Source organism: uncultured Cocleimonas sp. (assembly GCF_947495625.1).
In the GTDB taxonomy this organism is placed as follows: Bacteria; Pseudomonadota; Gammaproteobacteria; order Thiotrichales; family Thiotrichaceae; genus Cocleimonas.
Map to the genome: position 1 here is coordinate 91,642 of NZ_CANLZW010000013.1, position 18,258 is coordinate 109,899.

General features: G+C 41.5%; 15 protein-coding genes and 1 pseudogene. 9 read left to right on the forward strand and 7 right to left on the reverse strand.

Going from position 1 to position 18,258, the window contains the following annotated elements:
- Positions 1 to 120 precede the first annotated feature (120 nt).
- From Q1A31_RS09225 to Q1A31_RS09235, 3 genes are all read left to right on the forward strand, one after another.
- Positions 121 to 1,011 (forward strand): LysR family transcriptional regulator, encoded by an 891-nt coding sequence (locus Q1A31_RS09225; RefSeq protein WP_299875592.1) that lies wholly within the window; start codon positions 121 to 123, stop codon positions 1,009 to 1,011.
- 287 nt (positions 1,012 to 1,298) lie between these two features.
- Positions 1,299 to 2,408, forward strand: coding sequence for a PHB depolymerase family esterase (locus tag Q1A31_RS09230; protein WP_299875595.1), 1,110 nt, complete (start codon positions 1,299 to 1,301; stop codon positions 2,406 to 2,408).
- A gap of 192 nt (positions 2,409 to 2,600) precedes the next feature.
- Entirely contained in the window at positions 2,601 to 3,698 is a 1,098-nt protein-coding gene (locus tag Q1A31_RS09235) for an alkene reductase (RefSeq protein ID WP_299875598.1), read from the forward strand.
- A gap of 201 nt (positions 3,699 to 3,899) precedes the next feature.
- Here the strand turns inward: Q1A31_RS09235 and ygiD are convergent, their stop codons facing one another.
- The 5 genes from ygiD to Q1A31_RS09260 form a co-directional block, all read right to left on the reverse strand.
- Entirely contained in the window at positions 3,900 to 4,703 is an 804-nt protein-coding gene (gene ygiD, locus Q1A31_RS09240; RefSeq protein WP_299875601.1) for a 4,5-DOPA dioxygenase extradiol, read from the reverse strand.
- A 47-nt stretch (positions 4,704 to 4,750) separates the two neighbouring features.
- Positions 4,751 to 5,128 carry a DoxX family protein gene (locus Q1A31_RS09245; RefSeq protein ID WP_299875604.1) on the reverse strand — a complete coding sequence of 126 codons (378 nt, stop codon included), beginning with the start codon at positions 5,126 to 5,128 and terminating at the stop codon, positions 4,751 to 4,753.
- 72 nt (positions 5,129 to 5,200) lie between these two features.
- Entirely contained in the window at positions 5,201 to 5,395 is a 195-nt protein-coding gene (locus Q1A31_RS09250) for a hypothetical protein (protein WP_299875607.1), read from the reverse strand.
- Between the two features lie 306 nt (positions 5,396 to 5,701).
- Positions 5,702 to 5,908 carry a hypothetical protein gene (locus Q1A31_RS09255; protein ID WP_299875610.1) on the reverse strand — a complete coding sequence of 69 codons (207 nt, stop codon included), beginning with the start codon at positions 5,906 to 5,908 and terminating at the stop codon, positions 5,702 to 5,704.
- A gap of 75 nt (positions 5,909 to 5,983) precedes the next feature.
- Positions 5,984 to 6,187 carry a hypothetical protein gene (locus Q1A31_RS09260; protein WP_299875613.1) on the reverse strand — a complete coding sequence of 68 codons (204 nt, stop codon included), beginning with the start codon at positions 6,185 to 6,187 and terminating at the stop codon, positions 5,984 to 5,986.
- Between the two features lie 392 nt (positions 6,188 to 6,579).
- Here Q1A31_RS09260 and Q1A31_RS09265 point away from each other — a divergent pair.
- Positions 6,580 to 6,942 (forward strand): annotated as a pseudogene (locus Q1A31_RS09265) (Crp/Fnr family transcriptional regulator); the annotation flags it as partial.
- A gap of 69 nt (positions 6,943 to 7,011) precedes the next feature.
- A complete protein-coding gene (gene aspA, locus Q1A31_RS09270) occupies positions 7,012 to 8,448 on the forward strand; it encodes an aspartate ammonia-lyase (RefSeq protein WP_243651733.1) in 1,437 nt (478 codons plus the stop codon).
- Positions 8,449 to 8,557: 109 nt separating this feature from the next.
- Here aspA and glgC read toward each other — a convergent pair whose 3' ends face one another.
- A complete protein-coding gene (gene glgC, locus Q1A31_RS09275) occupies positions 8,558 to 9,787 on the reverse strand; it encodes a glucose-1-phosphate adenylyltransferase (RefSeq protein ID WP_299875616.1) in 1,230 nt (409 codons plus the stop codon).
- A gap of 548 nt (positions 9,788 to 10,335) precedes the next feature.
- Here glgC and Q1A31_RS09280 point away from each other — a divergent pair.
- Positions 10,336 to 11,394, forward strand: a complete 1,059-nt coding sequence (locus tag Q1A31_RS09280; protein ID WP_299875619.1) for a hypothetical protein — start codon at positions 10,336 to 10,338, stop codon at positions 11,392 to 11,394.
- A 15-nt stretch (positions 11,395 to 11,409) separates the two neighbouring features.
- Here Q1A31_RS09280 and Q1A31_RS09285 read toward each other — a convergent pair whose 3' ends face one another.
- On the reverse strand, positions 11,410 to 12,621 hold the full coding sequence (locus tag Q1A31_RS09285) for an esterase family protein (protein ID WP_299875622.1): 1,212 nt from the start codon (positions 12,619 to 12,621) through the stop codon (positions 11,410 to 11,412).
- A 168-nt stretch (positions 12,622 to 12,789) separates the two neighbouring features.
- Between Q1A31_RS09285 and Q1A31_RS09290 the strand changes: the two genes are divergently transcribed.
- The 3 genes from Q1A31_RS09290 (at position 12,790) to Q1A31_RS09300 (ending at position 18,210) form a co-directional block, all read left to right on the forward strand.
- On the forward strand, positions 12,790 to 14,607 hold the full coding sequence (locus tag Q1A31_RS09290; protein WP_299875625.1) for an ABC transporter ATP-binding protein: 1,818 nt from the start codon (positions 12,790 to 12,792) through the stop codon (positions 14,605 to 14,607).
- A 141-nt stretch (positions 14,608 to 14,748) separates the two neighbouring features.
- A complete protein-coding gene (locus Q1A31_RS09295) occupies positions 14,749 to 15,033 on the forward strand; it encodes a hypothetical protein (protein WP_131907197.1) in 285 nt (94 codons plus the stop codon).
- A 327-nt stretch (positions 15,034 to 15,360) separates the two neighbouring features.
- On the forward strand, positions 15,361 to 18,210 hold the full coding sequence (locus Q1A31_RS09300) for a DUF349 domain-containing protein (RefSeq protein ID WP_299875630.1): 2,850 nt from the start codon (positions 15,361 to 15,363) through the stop codon (positions 18,208 to 18,210).
- The last annotated feature ends 48 nt before the right edge of the window (positions 18,211 to 18,258 follow it).

Sequence of the window (18,258 nt, forward strand, 5' to 3'; positions counted from 1 at the left end):
TCAGCTCTTAAACAACACTAACAATCTTGTGAAAAGCTGAGAGGTACCTATTATTATCTGTTAGACTTTTTCAATAAATGGCACTATTAACAAATTACTTTTGTAGAAAATGGTATTAATGTGAATTTAAAAACACGATCAGATGATTTGGAACTTTTACTCGCGGTAAATGAATATGGTGGATTCTCTGTAGCTGCTGAAGCATTAAATATTCAAGTTGCACGTATTTCTCGCGCTGTAGCGAAGGTAGAAAATGCACTGGGTACAACGATTTTCACGCGGACGACCCGAAGAGTGACGTTAACTGATGAAGGCAGACAATTTGTAAATGCGATAAGTCTTGGTTTAGAGCAAATTCATAATGCTGAAATTAATATCACCACACGTACTAATTTACCTGTAGGTAAGCTACGAATAGATGCCGCAAGCCCCTTTATTTATCATCAGCTAATACCTCACATGCGAGAGTTTACAGAGACTTTTCCCGATATTGAGGTTGAGCTTAGCTCTAATGAAGAGTTTGTTGATTTGATAGAAAAACGCACCGATGTTGCCATTAGAATCGGTAAATTAGAAGATTCAACCTTACACGCCAGAGCTTTAGGAAGAAGCCCCTTGTACATTGTTGCAAGCCCAGAATATATCGATAAAAATGAGATCGTGGTGACCCCCCAAAATCTGTCTAATCATGAGATTATTGGCTTTTCAACTCTCAAAGCGCTTAACAAATGGCCGATTAAGGGTATGCCCACTATTACGCCTACTATTACAGCGAGTAGTGGAGAAACAATGCGCAAATTAGCATTGTCTGGGAATGGTATCGCTTGTTTATCTGGTTTTATGGTAAATGAAGATATTGCTTCAGGAAAGTTGCTGACGCTGTTAGATTCTTATCGCATACCAGATACGGATAGAGAATTAATCAACGCTGTCTATTATCGATCTTCAAACGTGGCTAAAAGAGTATCTGCCTTTATAGATTTCATTAAACCCAAATTGAATTTAGGATGATCGTTTAAATTAATAACGAGAAACCAAAAACGAGAAAACAACAACAATCACAATGCGAACAGAGACACGAAGAGCGTACTATTCATAATATTTTAAAAAACACGAGCACTGTATAAATTAACAAGTCGTAGCTTATTAGAAATAAAAAAGCGTTTTAAATTACATCGTAGAGAGGGGCACATATTTTATACGTATGGTGTTTTTCTTTAATCAATAGACATAATTTGAACTCTTTACAATGACTCAGTATACCAATAACTAAAAGGGCTTAATAAAAAGGATTTTGTATGTTTCTCTCAATGCGTGACAAGTTACGCGGTGCTTTTCAGCGGGCTGGCAGTTATCTGAAAAGCCGATGGCAAAAGTTGCGGGATCAGCCAGATTTGTCTGTTCCAGCTGTTGATACAGCAATCAAAGTTGATACTCTTGAGCTTAAACCGCCGCGTAAGTTTGATGCGCAATTGCGAGAAGTAGCTGCATTAGAACATTCTGCCGAGCCCTTATCAGGACAGACTCATTCGCGTAGTTGCCTGCCGATGATTGGCTCCTGGTTTTCCCGTCGTCGAGATTATCTGGTTTATACGCCTGCAGACTATGTTGAAGGTGAACCCTTGCCAGTAGTCGTTGTGTTGCATGGTTGTCGTCAGACTGATGATGATATTCGTGCAATTAGTGGTTTCGATGCAATTGCTGAACGCGAACGATTTATTGTGGTTTATCCATTCGTGACGTGCTATTTGAGCCTGCGCAATAAGAATTGCTGGGCGTGGTGGATGAAGCAACACATACAGGCCGGATCGGGAGAAGTGGAGGATATCGGTCGTATTATAAAACAGGTGCAGGAAGAATTTAGTGTTGATCCAAAACGGATTCACATCACCGGATTGTCGTCGGGCGCAGGTATGACGGTAGCGGCATTGGTCGCGCACGGTAGTTTATTTGCTTCGGGTGCGAGTGTGGCGGGGGTGGCTTACGACGAAACGGCTAGAGCGGTGAAGACGGTTTCATTTTTATCGGTACACTATCGTTCCTTGGGTCTTATTTTGAAGCGTATGGGTGATCAAATAACACTAAACGGTCACGGTCGATTGGCGCCATTACTGGTGATTCAGTCAGAAGCGGATGAAACAGTTCCTTTGCAAACAGGCCTGAATTTGCGCGATAGTTGGTTAGCCTTTAAGGAGATAAATCCCGCAGAAGTCACGATGCTAGCCGATAAAACCAGAGGAATTAACTGGCAATACCAGCACTATGGTCAGTTTGGTACGGATAAGTCAGTGGATTTTCTCACTGTCGACCAGTTATCTCATGGCTGGATAGGTGGCCTGCCAGGGTCTTACAGCGATTCTCGCGGGCCGAACATTTCTGAGGTGATTTGGTTGTATTTTGACAAATAGAGTAAATCTAATACTTAGAGGAAAAAACAGCCCACAAGTAGGGGGGTGACTTAATTCGTGTGTGTCTTGGTTTACTTAAGCCAATTAGCCCTTTAAATTTTCTCGTGAGACTTGAAGAGTATTAAACTGACTCCAGTATGTAAGTTCGTTTTTAGAACATAACTTATAAAGATAAATCAGAAGGTAAAAAGGATGACATCCGCACTTTTTCAACCCATTAAATTGGGCAATCTTGCACTTAAAAACCGTATCGTAATGCCACCGATGACGCGTTCTCGCGCGACTCAGCCGGGTAATGTGCCTAATGATTTGATGGCAGAGTACTACTCGCAACGTGCATCAGCGGGGCTAATTATTAGTGAAGGTACGCAGATTTCTGCGCTGGGTCAGGGTTATGCCTGGACACCGGGTATCTATTCACCTGAGCAAATTGCGGGCTGGAAAAAAGTCACTACGGCTGTGCACAATAAAGGTGGGGTGATGTTTTCTCAACTTTGGCATGTGGGTCGTGTTTCTCACCCTGATAATACCGGTGGGGTGCAGCCGATTTCTTCTTCTGCATTGAAAGCAGAAAATGTAAAAGTGTTTGTTGATGATGGCAAACAGGAGCCGGGTTTTGTCGACGTGGTTATGCCACGCGAAATGACTAAAGCAGATATTAAAGCGGTTGTGGAAGAGTATCGTCAAGCGGCGCTGAATGCGATGGAGGCGGGATTTGATGGTGTCGAATTACACGCTGCAAATGGTTATCTGATCAATCAATTTATTGATTCAGAAGCGAATAATCGTACCGATGAATACGGCGGATCAATCGAAAACCGTTTACGCTTCCTTGGAGAAGTCGTTGCTGCATTGGTTGATGCAGTTGGCGCAGATCGTGTGGGTGTTCGTTTGGCTCCGCTTACTTCGCTTAATGGTACGGTTGATGCGACACCGGTTGAAACATACACGGCTGCTGCTGCATTATTGGACACATACCATATTGTTTATTTACATATTGCTGAAGTTGATTGGGACGATGCTCCTGATACACCGATATCATTCAAAAAAGCACTGCGCGATGCTTTCCATGGCGTGCTTATTTTTGCCGGTCGTTACAATGCAGAGAAAGCAGAAAAAGCACTCAATGACGGTTTAGCAGATATGATCGGCTTTGGTCGTCCATTCGTTTCTAATCCTGACTTACCAAATAGAATGAAACATGGATACCCATTAGCAGAGCATGTGCCTGAAACACTGTTTGGTGGTGCGGAAAAAGGTCTGACTGATTACCCTGAATATCATCAGTAAAAGAATCAATCGCTGATTTAGGATGTCTTTAATTAGATTGATTGGTTAGATTTGATCAATAAAAAAGCCCGAATTAAATTGGGCTTTTTTATATCTGTAAGATTCCTGTCCACTTTTTATCTATTCAAAAAAGTACTCTAAAGTAGGGGGGTGACAATAATTTTTGTTTGCTTTAATCGTGATTCGCTAACCGCGAGGTTTTTAACTACCGATTTCGATGGCTAACATCGAGATAGAACCACTTTCGACACCGTCAATAGGAATGTTTATTGTCTCATCCGGCAGACTCGCGCCGAGTATATAGAGCAGAGGCAAATAGTGTTCCGGTGTTGGGATTGATAATGCCGCATCAGGTCCCAGGTTTTTATATTCAATCAGGCTTTTATGATCTTTTGACACTAATAGATCTTTGACTTTATCCTCAAATCGAATCGCCCAGTCATGCTGAGTTTTGGTGGCGTTATCACCCGTATAATGCCTTAGGTTATGCACAATATTACCGCTTCCGATGATCATCAAATTTTCATGTCGAAGCTGTTGAAGCTTTCGCCCAAGTTCATAGTGAAATTGCGCAGGTTGATTAGAATTAATACTAATTTGCACCACGGGAATATCAGCATTTGGGTACATGTGTTTTAGTACCGACCATGCACCATGATCTAATCCCCAGTTGTCGTCTTGATTAACAGTAATGGGTGATAATAATTCTTTCACACGCTCAGCAAGTGCTTGATCGCCAGGTGCAGGGTATTGAATCTGGTATAACTCATCGGGAAAACCATAAAAATCATGGATTGTTTTTGGTGAAGTACTCACTGTTACGGCCGTTTCGGGTTCGTACCAGTGAGCTGATACCATCAAGATAGCACTCGGTTTAGGCAAACGATCACCGATATATTTCCACGCTTTGGTGTAGCGATTATCCTGTATCGAAATCATTGGACTGCCATGCCCGACAAATAAGGTAGGGAATGGCTTGTTTTTGTTGAGTGCTGTTTGGTTCATATTCTTCATTTCCCAATTAAAATTTTGCGATGCTAAAGTTTTCTGTCTTATGACTCTTTATCAACACTCCAGATGCCCGCGCCTTTTGTTGCAATAAACAAAAAGATGAAACAGTAAAGTGCAATGATCTCTCCGCCATTGGCGATAGGAAATAATGATTGAGTGCCATGAGACATCCAATATCCAACCGCTGACATACCACTAGCAATGAATGCTGCTGGTCTTGTAAACAAGCCGATCATAATCAAGAGTCCTGCAACGAGTTCGATAGCACCGGCAGCCGTTGTCAATGGTGATAGAGGCCATGGAAAATCGACTGGAAAGTTGAAGAACTTTTGAACGCCATGAGAAAGAAACATAAAGCCTGCAGTGATTCTTAATAGTGCGTAGCTCTGTGGTTGGTATTTATCTAGAAATTTTAACATTGGGTTTACCTTGTCTTTAATGGTGTGATTGATTTTTAAGTTAATGATGAATTATTAGTGATTTATAAAAAATTATTTGCGACCGCTGACAATAACTTCATTAGTCACTGATGGTGCGTCGTAGTTAACTTTGTCAGCCGAAACTGATTGAGTTACTTCTATGTTAGTTGCAAAAACACCTTGATCGTTATCTTGTCCTGCGTATGCAGATTGACCTGCGAAAAATGCTGTTAAAAGTGTGCCTGCGATGATTGCTTTAGTGTTCATAGTTTTATTTCCTTTACGTTAATTTAATTTAATTTAGTTTAGTTTGGTTTGGTAGGAGTTATTTCCTGCCGATAAAAGAATATTAACTGTTGTCGTAAGAAGGATAAATATCGAATTTAGCAAATGATTGTTCACATATTAAGAACTATTGCTGTCGTGTCTGTGTGGGAATGGTGTTTACTTTTTTATTCAGTACTATTTTTCCTAGGCAAAAAAATAGCCTGATCAAACGATCAGGCTATTTCTTTTTCGGGTGTTGCATGTACATTCTTTGCTTTAATGTACATGCTTCTTTCAAGTAAGCGATTATTTTTTACCGCTTACTACAGACTCAGAACTGTCAACTGTTGGTGCATCGTAATTAACTTTGTCAGTTGATGCAGATTGAGTCACTGCAGTGTTTGCAGTTAATTCTGCGAAAACAGTTTCGTCTGTATCTTGTCCAGCGAATGCAGACTGGCCTGCGAAAAGTGCTGTTAAAAGTGTGCCTGCGATAATTGCTTTAGTGTTCATGATTAATTTCCTTTAAATTTATTTGTTTAATATGTTTGTATAATTTGGTTTTGATTCAGTGTTAATCGTTAGTGATTACTTACGACCGCTAACAAAAACTTCATTAGTCACTGATGGTACATCGTAATTAACTTTGTCAGTTGATGCTGATTGAGTCACTGTAGTGTTTGCAGTTAATTCTGCGTAAACAGTCTCGTCTGTATCTTGTCCAGCCAAAGCAGATTGACCTGCGAAAAGTGCTGTTAAAAGTGTGCCTGCGATGATTACTTTAGTGTTCATGTTTAAATTCCTTTGTATTAATTAAGTTTGGTAGGAGTTATTTCCTGCCGATGGGAGAATATTAACTGTTGTAGAAAAAAGGATAAATATCGAAAATAGCAAAAGTTTGTTCTTGTATTTGGAACAATCAGTCAAAGGTGTGGATAGGGCGTTTGAATAATGGATCGAATAAAAAAGTGCCTTAAAGTAGGGGGGTGACATTAAAAGCACACCTTTTTGGTGCGCCGCTTAAGTTGTTTATATCGAAACCCCTTATAACTCTTCGTATTAACTTTTATTGTTTTTGGCATGTTGTTTGCTGTGTTTTGTATCAAAGGAATAGTCGTATTTTTAGTCCCTAGTGTTAAAAAATATGATGACCTATTCGTAACCTTTAAAGGCAAATGCACACAATGAGCAAAAAGTCCGTCACAGAACAATCTGTAATTTCACTGTTAAATAAAGTTGAATTATTTCAGGGTATTAGCGATGAGGATTTAGCGCTTTTTGCAGAACATGCTCAATCTCAGGAATTTAAAACTGGTGATGTTCTGTTCCGGACAAATGACTATACCGACGCACTGTATGTGGTTGCATCGGGTAGTGTTCAGTTATTTGATGATCAAGGCGATCGAGAGAGAAGTCTTACTGTATTTTCGACGTATGAATTTATCTGCGAAACCATTCTGATTGCCCCGCCTCATAAACAAGGGGTTTGTGCACGGTTGTTATCGGAAGGAACATTGTACCGATTCGAGCGAGAAGCATTACATCATTTACTCAGTCAACGTGGTGATTTGGCGTTGACAATTTCTGCTACTATTGCGCAAATTATTATTCGCCGGATGGAGCACGCAAACAGTCGTTATAAAAATATATCCGCACTTTACCGTGCTCGAGGTCGACGTGTTGAGCATGATTTATTGGGCGAAAAAGAAGTACCAGCAACGGCTTACTATGGTATTCAAACGCTTCGAGCGTTGGAAAACTTTGACATCAGTGGCATCACCTTAAACTTTTATCCTGACTTTATTAAAGGACTCGCCAAAGTGAAGAAAGCTGCGGCGATGGCAAACCACGATTTAGGTCATATTCCGGATAATATTATCGGCGCGATCTGTCAGGCCTGCGATGAGATTGGGATGGGCATGTTACATAACCATTTTATTGTAGATATGTTGCAGGGCGGAGCAGGAACCTCGACCAATATGAATGCTAACGAAGTGATTGCCAATCGTTCTTTAGAGATTCTGGGGCATCAGCGCGGTGAATATAAATATTGTCACCCAAATAATCATATCAACTATTCTCAATCAACCAACGATGCTTATCCAACCGCAATGAAAGTTGCACTCATGGACACCAACGATAAGTTACTGGTTGAAGTGCATAAGCTGATCGCGATTATCGATGATAAGAGTTTTGAGTTTTCCGATATCCTGAAAATGGGCCGTACCCAACTGCAAGATGCAGTACCAATGACCTTAGGTCAAAGCTTTAATGCGTATGCTACCAGTCTACGAAATGAGATTAAACGCCTGAAAACCTGTAGTCATTCTTTTCTAACGGTGAATATGGGGGGAACAGCGATAGGTACTGGGCTGAATGCAGATCCTCGCTATAGAGAGCGAGTCGTACAACACTTATGTAAAGTGACAGGACGGGATATCGTATTGGCTGATGACTTGATTGAAGCCACGCATGATACGGGTTCGTTGGTGATGTACTCATCAGCGCTTAAACAACTCGCGGTAAAACTGTCTAAAATCTGTAATGATCTTCGTTTACTTTCATCTGGACCACGCGCCGGACTCAACGAAATCAACTTACCGCCAATGCAACCCGGTTCTTCGATTATGCCAGGTAAAGTCAATCCGGTTATTCCCGAAGTGGTTAATCAAATTGCCTTCAAAGTAATTGGTAATGATTTGACGACAACCTTAGGGGCAGAAGCAGGGCAACTTGAACTCAATGTGATGGAACCTGTGATGGTTGAAAGCCTGTTTGAATCCGTCGAAATTCTTAAACGCGGTATGGATATTCTGGGTAGTCGTTGTATTGCTGGAATAACAGCGAATGAAGCAACCTGTTCAGATAATGTAAAGAACTCCATCGGGATTGTTACGGCACTTAATCCACATCTGGGTTATGAAGTTTGTACGGCTTTGGCTAAGGAAGCGCTGGATGATCATCGCAGTGTTTATGATTTAGTTCTGGAACAACAGTTACTCTCTAAAGAACAATTAGATGACGTGCTAGCACCGGAAAATATGGTTCGTTAGTAGTTGGCTGCCATGTTGATTGAGCGGGCATCTTTTAATCCACTGAAAAAAGCCTCTAAAGTGGGGGGGTGACCAAAATAAGCGGTGTTAATTGATAGGTGTTTACTGATTATTGGCCAAAGCCTTTTGGTACAACCACTATTCCATTTTTCGAGAGGGTAAAGCGTTTGGCATCTTCCTCTTTGTCATAGCCGATTATCATTCCTTCTGGTATTTGCACATGTTTGTCGACGATACAGTCGCGTAATTTAGCACCAGCACCTATCTGTACATGATCAAAAATAATACTGGATTCGATGTGGGCGTTTTCATTGACCCGGACATTCGCGGACAGGATAGATTTAATTATCGTTGCATCAATAACCATTGAACCACTGCCGATAATGGCGTTTTTAATTTTACCCTGTTCGTTATCGTGAGCCGTGATTATTCTAGCGGGTGGATGTTGACCGTGATAGGTGCGTATCGGCCATGATTTTTGATACAGATTTAGCGGCGGTTGAGGCGAAAGTAAATCCATATTGGCATCGAAATACGAATCTATCGTGCCCACATCACGCCAGTAGCGATCTGGTGTTACCCGTCCTTCACTGCCGCCGAATTCATAGCCAACCACATTATGTGATTTGATTAATAAAGGCAGAATGTCTTTGCCAAAATCATGTGAAGATAAAGGGTTAAGGTTATCTTTGCTTAAAGCATCAACCAGGGTATCAATATTGAAAATGTAAATCCCCATCGAGGCCAATGCAAACTCTGTTTGATTAGGCATGCAGGCAGGGTTCTCGGGTTTTTCTTCAAACTCAATGACCTGACTTTGTTCATTAATGGTCATAATGCCAAACGCGCTTGCCTCATCTATAGGGACTTGCATGCAGGCGACTGAAAGATCAGCCTCAAATTCATTATGGTGTTCTAGCATAGCGCCATAATCCATGCGATATATGTGATCACCTGACAGAATCACTACTTTTTTAGCGCCACTGCTTTCGAGTAAACAGATGTTTTGATAAATCGCATCAGCCGTACCTTCATACCAGGAATCTCCAGTGCGCATCTGCGGCGGAACTGCGGTTATATATTCTCCAAGTCCAGGATTGAAGATCGACCAGGCATCACAAAGGTGTAATTGCAGTGAATGAGATTTGTATTGAGTGAGCACCAGAACGCGTCGAATACCCGAGTGTAAACAGTTGCTCAGGGTGAAATCAATGATGCGGTATTTACCGCCAAATGGAACACTCGGTTTGGATCGATCAGTAGTTAAAGGTTGTAGGCGAGAGCCTTTTCCACCTGCTAATAAAATGCAAACAGCATCTTCGAATAAGTTGCCTGACATACGTTTACCCTCAATGAATATGATTACGCATAAACTAACGAAGTGTTAATTTATTCGTCTATATCCTCCTCAAAAGTACAGCAAATAATTGCTTAAATGGCACTTTTACATTTTCTTATTCTTCTTTATTCGTATTGTTTTTATTTAGTTCTTATTTATAGGTGATTGTTATTATTAATAAATTTTAAAGTGATATCTTATGAACCTGCCTAAACAAATTTTGCTATGAGAGGCAGAGCTATTAGTCAATTGATTACCGCTTTCACATTTAGTTTACCCTACGAAGCCTATATGGCGCTATCGCTTATCAATCTTACCTTCTTTTTTGTAGTTACGTTTGCCATATCATTGATGATTGAAGCTAAAATAAAAAAGCCCTTAAAGTAGGGGGGTGACTTATATCTTTTCTAATTCCTGTCGATTTCTATAAATGTGAAATACATCACAGCTCCCAAAAATCATTTGTTATATAAATAATCATTAACTCAACAAGTGTTGCAGAACCGAGAGTTTTGTAACGTGCTTTGATAGATTATGGGAGTGATGAAATGTTGGACTTCAAAATAAAAGACGTTTTTTCCGCGCTGTGGAAAACTAAATCATTCATGTTATTTAGGTTTCTGATTTATTTTGGCATTACTATCGCGTATGTGATCGCGACTGGTGCGGGTGCTGGTGTAGGTTCTGTTATCGGTAAAGTCGCTGGCGAGTCTGAAGCGGGCGCCTTCTATGGCATTATCGGTGGCTTTGGACTGGTTACGGGCATATTGTTTTATGTGCGTGAATACTTGCTCTACATGGTGAAAGCAGGTCATATTGCCGTTATCCTGAAATATCTGGATAAGGAAGAAATCCCATCAGGCAAAGGCCAAATCAGTTATGCGCAGGCCATCGTTAAAGACCGGTTTAAAGAAGCATCGGTATTGTTTGCGGTGGATCAAGTGATCAAGAAAGTGGTTAAGTTTATTACCAGCCTGTTTGAAGGCATATTAGGTTTTCTGCCGTTTATTCCCCAGCCGATAGTTAAATTCGTCAACGCTATCGTTAAAAATTCAACGACCTATGTTGATGAAATTATCCTCGCCTATAACATCAAAAATGAAATAGATAACCCGTGGGAAGGCTCTAAACAGGCTGTGGTGCTATATGCCCAAAACTATAAAGTCTTTCTAAAAAATGCGGTATTTGTCACTGTGATTAGTTGGATTTTAACCGCATTGGTGATGTTATTAACCTTCGGGCCAATTGCTCTTTTGTTACAACTAACTGGACAAGTCGGTGGAATGTGGCCACTGATGATTGCGATTGTTGCTTCGATAAGTATTAAAGCAGCGTTAATAGATCCGTTTGCAATGACAGCCTTGATGCAGGTGTTCTTTAAAGTAACACAAGATCAACAACCCAACCCAGAATGGGAAGGCAAGCTAGAACAAGGCTCAAAGAAATTCCGTGAAATGAAAGAAAAAGCCATGAGTTGGGTAAGCACTAATACTGGAAACGATGCTGCTGATAACACTGGTTCTGATAACACTAGTTTTGATAACAATGACGTCGTTGACGACGATAGCCCAACTGTCAGGTTTAAAACGACAACAGGTCAGGGCTAGCTTAGCTAATAGCTATTAACCCTTGGCCCAGGCCTCGGCATGCAGTTGTAATTCACCCAGACCATTTGGTAAGCCCGTTCTTTGTCTGGTATTCCAGATATTGACAAACCCATGATCAACGCCTCGAAAAACTTCGTAATCATGTAGGATATTCAAGTTATTTAAATATTGATGAATCACAGGTGATGCTTTTCGCCCCATATTTAAGGCGAACTCATCTCTATCACCAATTGAAATACGTAATGGAATACCTCGGCTTCGAATCTGTTGTTGGTTTTGCTGGGCAATTCGTTTTGTTTCATCCAAAGCGTAATCACTGACAAATGCGTTAGCCACCGCAGAGGAAAAGCTTGTGGGGTATTTCAATGCGTAATGGATTGCACCCCGTGAACCACGCGAGTGACCATGAATCGCGGTTGTTTTTGCAGACATGCCAGCCCTGAATTGTTGGCGAATATATTGGCGCAATTCATAATTACTTTCGCTCGTTAACAGTGTTTCATTGCGTGCGGATGACCATTGCTCTTCTACTCTGCCTTTTAGTCTTCCTGTACGTAATGACACAATCACCATCGGTGGAATAGCGCCTTGTGCTATCCATTGATTTAACTGCGATGCCGGCACACTGTCGGGGAAGCTATGCTCCCAACCTAACTGACCATGCAGAAAAAATACCAAAGGATAGGTTTTGTTACTATTTCGTTTCCATTCCGGGGGAAGGTAAACGGAGTAATCAACTAGCCCGCGAGAAGGGCTTATAAAACGTGAGAAAGCGTAAGCGCCTGGCTTCAAGTCCTTGTATAGCTGTTGGGTATAAACCGCCTGATTTGTGACATTAGATCGACTGCGTTGCAGCGAATCTTCTTTTATAAACCACCGAGGTCTACCTTCATTAATCGTGGCAAACCGATCATAGATTCCTTCTCGGGAATAATCGAATTTAAGCTCATTGCCGTCTTCAAACTTGTAACGCACGGGACTGATTTTTTGCAGCTGTGATTGCACCCCAAACATTGATACGAATAAATTACCGTTTTGCTCACTGACATCAAAACTGACTTCAGAACCAGCAAATAAACTGTATTTCCCCACGAGGTCAGAAGTAGCGGGCAAGCTCGATGGTTTAACGTGAGTGGTTCTCTGAGGACTGACAGAACAGGCTGTGAGAAAACTCAGTAATAAGAGGATTGATAACTTGGCGGGTAAAAAGTTACGTAAACGATTCATTGTTTTTTTCCTGAGATAAAGTTGAGCGTCTTTTAAAAATTAATTCAGTCTAAAAATGTGACAAGTTTATCATTATAAGTAAGGATGCTTTCCATTAACGTCTTTTAATCGTAAATCATAGCCCCCATAATATTTGGTTTACAGTGTTTTCTATAGGACACTCATTGCATGGATTCTACCTTCACCATTGCCGATAAAGCACCAAAACTTCCGCGTACACCGTGGCGTTTCGCGTTGTATTTTTATCGCAAAATGTCATTGGCGATTGTTGCCATCCTCAGTTTTGAAGCGGCTCAGGCGAGTTGCACCATCATGCTGCCGTATGCGGTGAAACAGATCATCGATGCGGTAACAATGGCGAATGAAACCGGTGCTGATGTGTTTGATGCGGCTTATGATTCACTGGTGTTTTTTGCGCTGCTCAATTTAGGAATTGTGCTGTTTAGTCGAGCCAGTGGTGCGATTCTGGTGAGTAATGGGCCACGTCTACGATCCATTATCAGGCGCTCTTTGTTTCGTTATTTACAGTTTCATTCGCACCGTTATTTTGTCTCGCATTTTGCAGGCTCACTGGCCAATCGGATTACTGAAATTGCCACCAGTTGCATGCATTCTTTATGGACGATTTGCTTTACGTTCTATCCATTAATCATTCAATCAACCGTAGCTCTGATTATTCTATTTAACACAACGCCAAAGCTCGCCTTGGTATTGATGGTGTGGTTGATTGTGTATGTGTCGATTTCAATTTTATTAGCCAGAAAATGCCAAACCTATTCTAAAACCTTTGCTGCAGCGCGCTCCAAGGTAACGGGTAAAGTGGTCGATTCAGTGACTAATATGATGAACACCAAAATGTTCGCTCGCGGTGAATTTGAAGAGGACTACCTCGGCGAATTCATTGATGAGGAAATTGTCGCGGCTAAACGCAACTTCTGGTTTATGGAAAAGATGCGTTGGTTTCAATTTGTCTCCGCAATGGTGTTGATGGTTTCGATGGTCAGCTATGCCTTAAAAATCTGGTCTGAAGGTGGCATGACCGTGGGTGAGTTTTCGATGGTGGCAGGTATTTCGATTATGTTGATCGAAGCCGCTCGTGGTCTAAGCCGAAGCTTTCTCGAATTCTTTGAATACATTGGCAATATTTCGGATGGCGTTTCGATATTCATTCAACCGCACGACATTGTCGATCAGCCCGGTGCAAAGGATATTAAGGTTACCAAGGGTCACATTAAATTTTCCAAAGTAGACTTTACCTATCCAGAAGGTTTGGCGGTATTCAAGCAGATGGATGTGGATATCAAACCGTATCAAAAAGTTGGCTTAGTGGGTTTTTCAGGTTCAGGTAAATCGACCTTTGTTAACTTGATGTTACGTTTATTCGAGCCCAGCGGTGGTGTGATTTCTATCGATGGCCAAGATATTCAGAAAGTGACACAAGACAGCCTGCGCGAAAGTATTTCGCTGATTCCACAAGACCCGATGTTATTCCATCGCTCCTTAATGGAAAACATTCGTTACGGCAAACTGGACGCCTGCGATGAAGAAGTCATCGAAGCAGCAAAGAAAGCCAATGCGCATGAATTTATTCTGCAAACCGAAGAAGGCTACGATTCATTAGTGGGCGAACGCGGTGTAAAACTCTCCGGCGGACAACGCCAACGAATCGCAATTGCGCGTGCGATTTTAAAAGATTCGCCTATTTTGATTTTAGATGAGGCGACTTCTGCATTAGATTCAATTACCGAAAGAAAAATTCAGCTTGGGCTGGAACGATTGATGGAGAAGAAAACCGTAATCGTGGTTGCGCACAGGCTTTCAACCATCTCGGATATGGACCGCATTTTGGTCTTTGATAATGGCGAGATCATTGAAGATGGAACGCATCAGGAGTTGCTCGATAAGTCCCATGGCAACGATGCTGAAGGTGTTGGGCATTATGCAAAATTATGGAATATGCAAGCGGGTGGTTTCTTGCCTGAATAGACTTAACGACTAATTTTGAAGATAGGTCTTAATCTCAGCTTTTTATGATAGTTTTGTAATAATCACAAAAAAAGTGCCCCAAAGTAGGGGGGTGACTTATACTCCTACTCCCTCAGGATTTAACAACAATTGGAGTATAAAATGGCAGTTTACACAATCACACGTTTTGCATCGTCAGACATGGATAAAGCAGGCCAGATAGCGGAAGGTTTACGCGGTGACTTAGAAGGCGCGGGCGCAGATTTTATCGATTTTGTTTCATACGGAAATGGTAAAGGCGTTGTTTTAGCAAAATATCCTGATCAAGCAACAGCGGATGCAGCCAGTGACACGGCTAAAATGATGTTTGATAAGATGGTTGAAGCAGGCGTTGTGGACGGCGATGCGATTCATCCGCATGCAGGCGAAGTGTTTCATTCGATTTAGATATGAATGAGTAAGCTACTTATCTTTTAAAAAAGTAGATAACTTACACATTCAGCACAATAAAGCCCGAAATCAGTCGGGCTTTATTGTGCTTGTATCATGCTACTCGTAACTTTTAGATGTATTTGTTGTCTATCAAGACAGTGAAAAAATGTGCTTAAAAGTAGGGGGGTGACCTACAAATCTTCTCTTATAAATAAAAAACCTGTAAATGACTTAGCTCACCTATTCAAAGTTAAATTGATTTACAATTCACCATTCACTATAGAGAAATCTCTTATATCTTATGAGAACAATCTTCAATCAAACTGAATTACATGGAAAACTATGTTAGCTGACCTTTTTAGACCGGCCTGGAAAAGTAAATCTGTTGAAAAACGCCTGAAAGCAATTGCTGCTTTTGATAGTGACAATAAAGATCATCAGGAAAAACTCGTGCAAATGGCGACTAACGATGTGGATGTTAACGTCTGCATTGCAGCCATCCAGCAATTAAAGTCAGCACCAGCATTGCATGAAATATCCTTGCAGCATGGCAATGACAAAAAAACACAAACGGTGTGTTCCGCGGCAGCAAAAAGGTTAGACGATTTAATGGGCGAGAGTGCCAGTCTAAACCCACAAGAATTCGATGATATGCTGAAACGCTATCCAGAATTGAGTGTGCGTGTTGCAGCGCATGCAGAAACGCCTGCAGTGCGTGAGCAGGCGATACAGGGACTTCCTTCTCAACAACTAATTGAGGTGCTTTCTGCGACGGCATTTACCGATTCACGCCAGCAAATTGCGAAAATGCTGACTGGCATTGAGGCGCTTGAATCTGCGCGCAAGGTTATTCGTGGTAAAGACAAGAATGCAGAGCGCATTATCAAAACCAAAATTGATGAGTGCAGAGAGCTTGAGCGCCAGCAGGCAGAAAAACTAGAGACAGTTAATCAGCTGATTGAAGAAGTGGAATACCTCACTAGTCGAGATGACTGGTTACCAGAGTTTATGCCAAGGTGTGTCGCGCATTGTAAACGTTGGGATAATCTCGATTTTGAAATCTCAAGTGAATCGAAACAGCGTTATCAAGCCGCTAGAAATATCCTCGATGCACAATATAAGGATCGGTTGACGGTTAAAGTCACGCAAGAGTCACAACAAGAAATCGTGGATGAACTTAAAAGCCTGCTCGAGAATGTCGCTGATCGAGACCTTGAAACATCGATTGAATTATTAGCTGAGACCAAAGAAAAGCACGAGGACATGCGTTTTAACTGGGATTCCTTAGCACTAATATCTTCACCTGATTTTGGATTGCTAAATGATTATCAACAGATGATCGCTGCTTTAAAAAGCGCGATTCATCTGGTGGAGCGGGTTGTTCCTTTATTTTCTCAAGATTCTACTCAGGAAAATGCAGGTTTTGAAAAGGATGAGATTGAAGTTAAGCATGCGCAACTACAAAAACCTGTGCGCGCGTTGAGTTCGGCATTAAACCAATTAAACTGGTCGTCTACATACGGTGTGTTGCAGTTAGAAACGGAATTACAGGAAAAATTGGCGGAATGGACTGCGGCTAAAAAAGATGCCGCCGAAAGCTATGAACGTCAACTAACACTGGTGCACAAAAATATAAGCTCCATTTTTCATTTTGCCAAAATAGGTAATCTGACAAGGGCGAAACAGATGTGTGTCAGGGTTGAAAAAGCACTCGATAATTTTACCGGAAAGGATGCCGCAGCACTGAAAACGCGCTATGAAGAAGCCTTCGAAACACTCGGTGATATGGGTGATTGGAAGAGCTTTGCCACCGAACCCAAGTATGTCGAGCTGTGTGAAAAAATGGAGCAATTGATTAGCTCTAAAACACATCCGGATAAGCTGTTTAACGAGATGAAAGCGCTTCAACAGCAATGGAAAGAACTGGGTAATTCTGACATTTCAGAACAGTACTGGCCCCGTTTTAAAGAGGCTTCAGATAAGGTCTATCAACCGTGTGAAGTGTTCTTTAATGAGCGTCGAGAGTTACGCAAAAACAATCTGGCGCAACGACAGAAGCATGTTGAAGAAATGCGCGAATTAGCCGAACAAAGCAAGCCAGAACATAACCCTGATTATAAGGCTGTAGAAGCCAGTGTGCGCAGTATTAGCAGTCACTATACAAACATCAAAGATGTCGAACATAAAGCCGGTCAAAAACAATGGGAGCAATTCTCAACGTTTAAGGATCAGGTCTATGACAATTTGAATATTGAATACGATGCCAATATTGCACTGAAGCACGAGCTTATAAAACAAGCCGCGGCACTCGCAGAAGAAGATGCTAAAGAAGAAAATCTGACCGCATTAAAAACACTGCAACATCGATGGAAACAGATCGGTGTTACCAAGCGCAAGGATGATCAAAAAGCCTGGAAAGAATTCAAGAAGCAAGGGGACCAGGTTTTTGGCAAAATTCAGGAAGTGCGCCAAGGACAAAGAGCAGAAACTGATGAGCAATTGAATGCTTACAGAGACATCATCAAATCTATTCAGACACTGGCCAAAACAGCGACAGAGTTAAGCGAGGCTGATCATCAGTTTACTGGGTTGCTGGCGAGTTATGCTGAATTACCTGATTTACCAGAGCAATTACCTGAAAAATTAACAGAAGGCATTCAACGTGATTACCGAAATGCCTGTTCGCAATTTGATGAATGCCATGACCGAATTATCAATAATATTCGAAAAGGGCAACTGGATGCACTGCGACAAAAAGCAGAACTTTGTACTCAGCTGGAAACATTGTATGCGTCTGCTGAGGGTAAAACGCCTGATGAGAAGCAGTTACAGGGCATTGAAGACCAATGGGATTCGATTACCTTAGATGATATAGACTTTACCAAGCGAATCGAGGCACGTCGTAAATCTGCTGCAACACTAACGGATCGTAGCGAAGTCACAGCAGAGCGTCGAATGATGTGTATTAAACTGGAAATTGCCAAGGGTGCTGAAACCCCAGTCGAAGATAAATCGGAACGAATGAAATTCCAGTTAGAGCAGATGAATGAATCTGGTTTAGGTCTGCAAGCCTTGAACAATGCCGAACAATTGAAAAGTATGGAATTGGATTGGTTATGTATGCCCGGCGCAGAGCCGCAACAGCAACTAGCACTGGATAAACGCTTTTGGCGAGCATTTGAATCGAAATAGCTAAGATATTATTTGGGTAAAGCATTTTGAGAAGGTGTTCATCTTTGA

Coding starts and splice junctions, on each gene's coding strand:
- glgC (WP_299875616.1), bottom strand. CDS start 9,787: ATGTCAGGCAACTTATTCGAAGATGCTGTTTGCATTTTATTAGCAGGT.
- Q1A31_RS09300 (WP_299875630.1), top strand. CDS start 15,361: ATGTTAGCTGACCTTTTTAGACCGGCCTGGAAAAGTAAATCTGTTGAA.
- Q1A31_RS09250 (WP_299875607.1), bottom strand. CDS start 5,395: ATGAACACTAAAGCAATCATCGCAGGCACACTTTTAACAGCATTTTTC.
- Q1A31_RS09230 (WP_299875595.1), top strand. CDS start 1,299: ATGTTTCTCTCAATGCGTGACAAGTTACGCGGTGCTTTTCAGCGGGCT.
- Q1A31_RS09290 (WP_299875625.1), top strand. CDS start 12,790: ATGGATTCTACCTTCACCATTGCCGATAAAGCACCAAAACTTCCGCGT.
- Q1A31_RS09285 (WP_299875622.1), bottom strand. CDS start 12,621: ATGAATCGTTTACGTAACTTTTTACCCGCCAAGTTATCAATCCTCTTA.
- Q1A31_RS09245 (WP_299875604.1), bottom strand. CDS start 5,128: ATGTTAAAATTTCTAGATAAATACCAACCACAGAGCTACGCACTATTA.
- Q1A31_RS09295 (WP_131907197.1), top strand. CDS start 14,749: ATGGCAGTTTACACAATCACACGTTTTGCATCGTCAGACATGGATAAA.
- aspA (WP_243651733.1), top strand. CDS start 7,012: ATGGAGCACGCAAACAGTCGTTATAAAAATATATCCGCACTTTACCGT.
- Q1A31_RS09255 (WP_299875610.1), bottom strand. CDS start 5,908: ATGAACACTAAAGCAATTATCGCAGGCACACTTTTAACAGCACTTTTC.
- Q1A31_RS09235 (WP_299875598.1), top strand. CDS start 2,601: ATGACATCCGCACTTTTTCAACCCATTAAATTGGGCAATCTTGCACTT.
- ygiD (WP_299875601.1), bottom strand. CDS start 4,703: ATGAACCAAACAGCACTCAACAAAAACAAGCCATTCCCTACCTTATTT.
- Q1A31_RS09260 (WP_299875613.1), bottom strand. CDS start 6,187: ATGAACACTAAAGTAATCATCGCAGGCACACTTTTAACAGCACTTTTC.
- Q1A31_RS09280 (WP_299875619.1), top strand. CDS start 10,336: ATGTTGGACTTCAAAATAAAAGACGTTTTTTCCGCGCTGTGGAAAACT.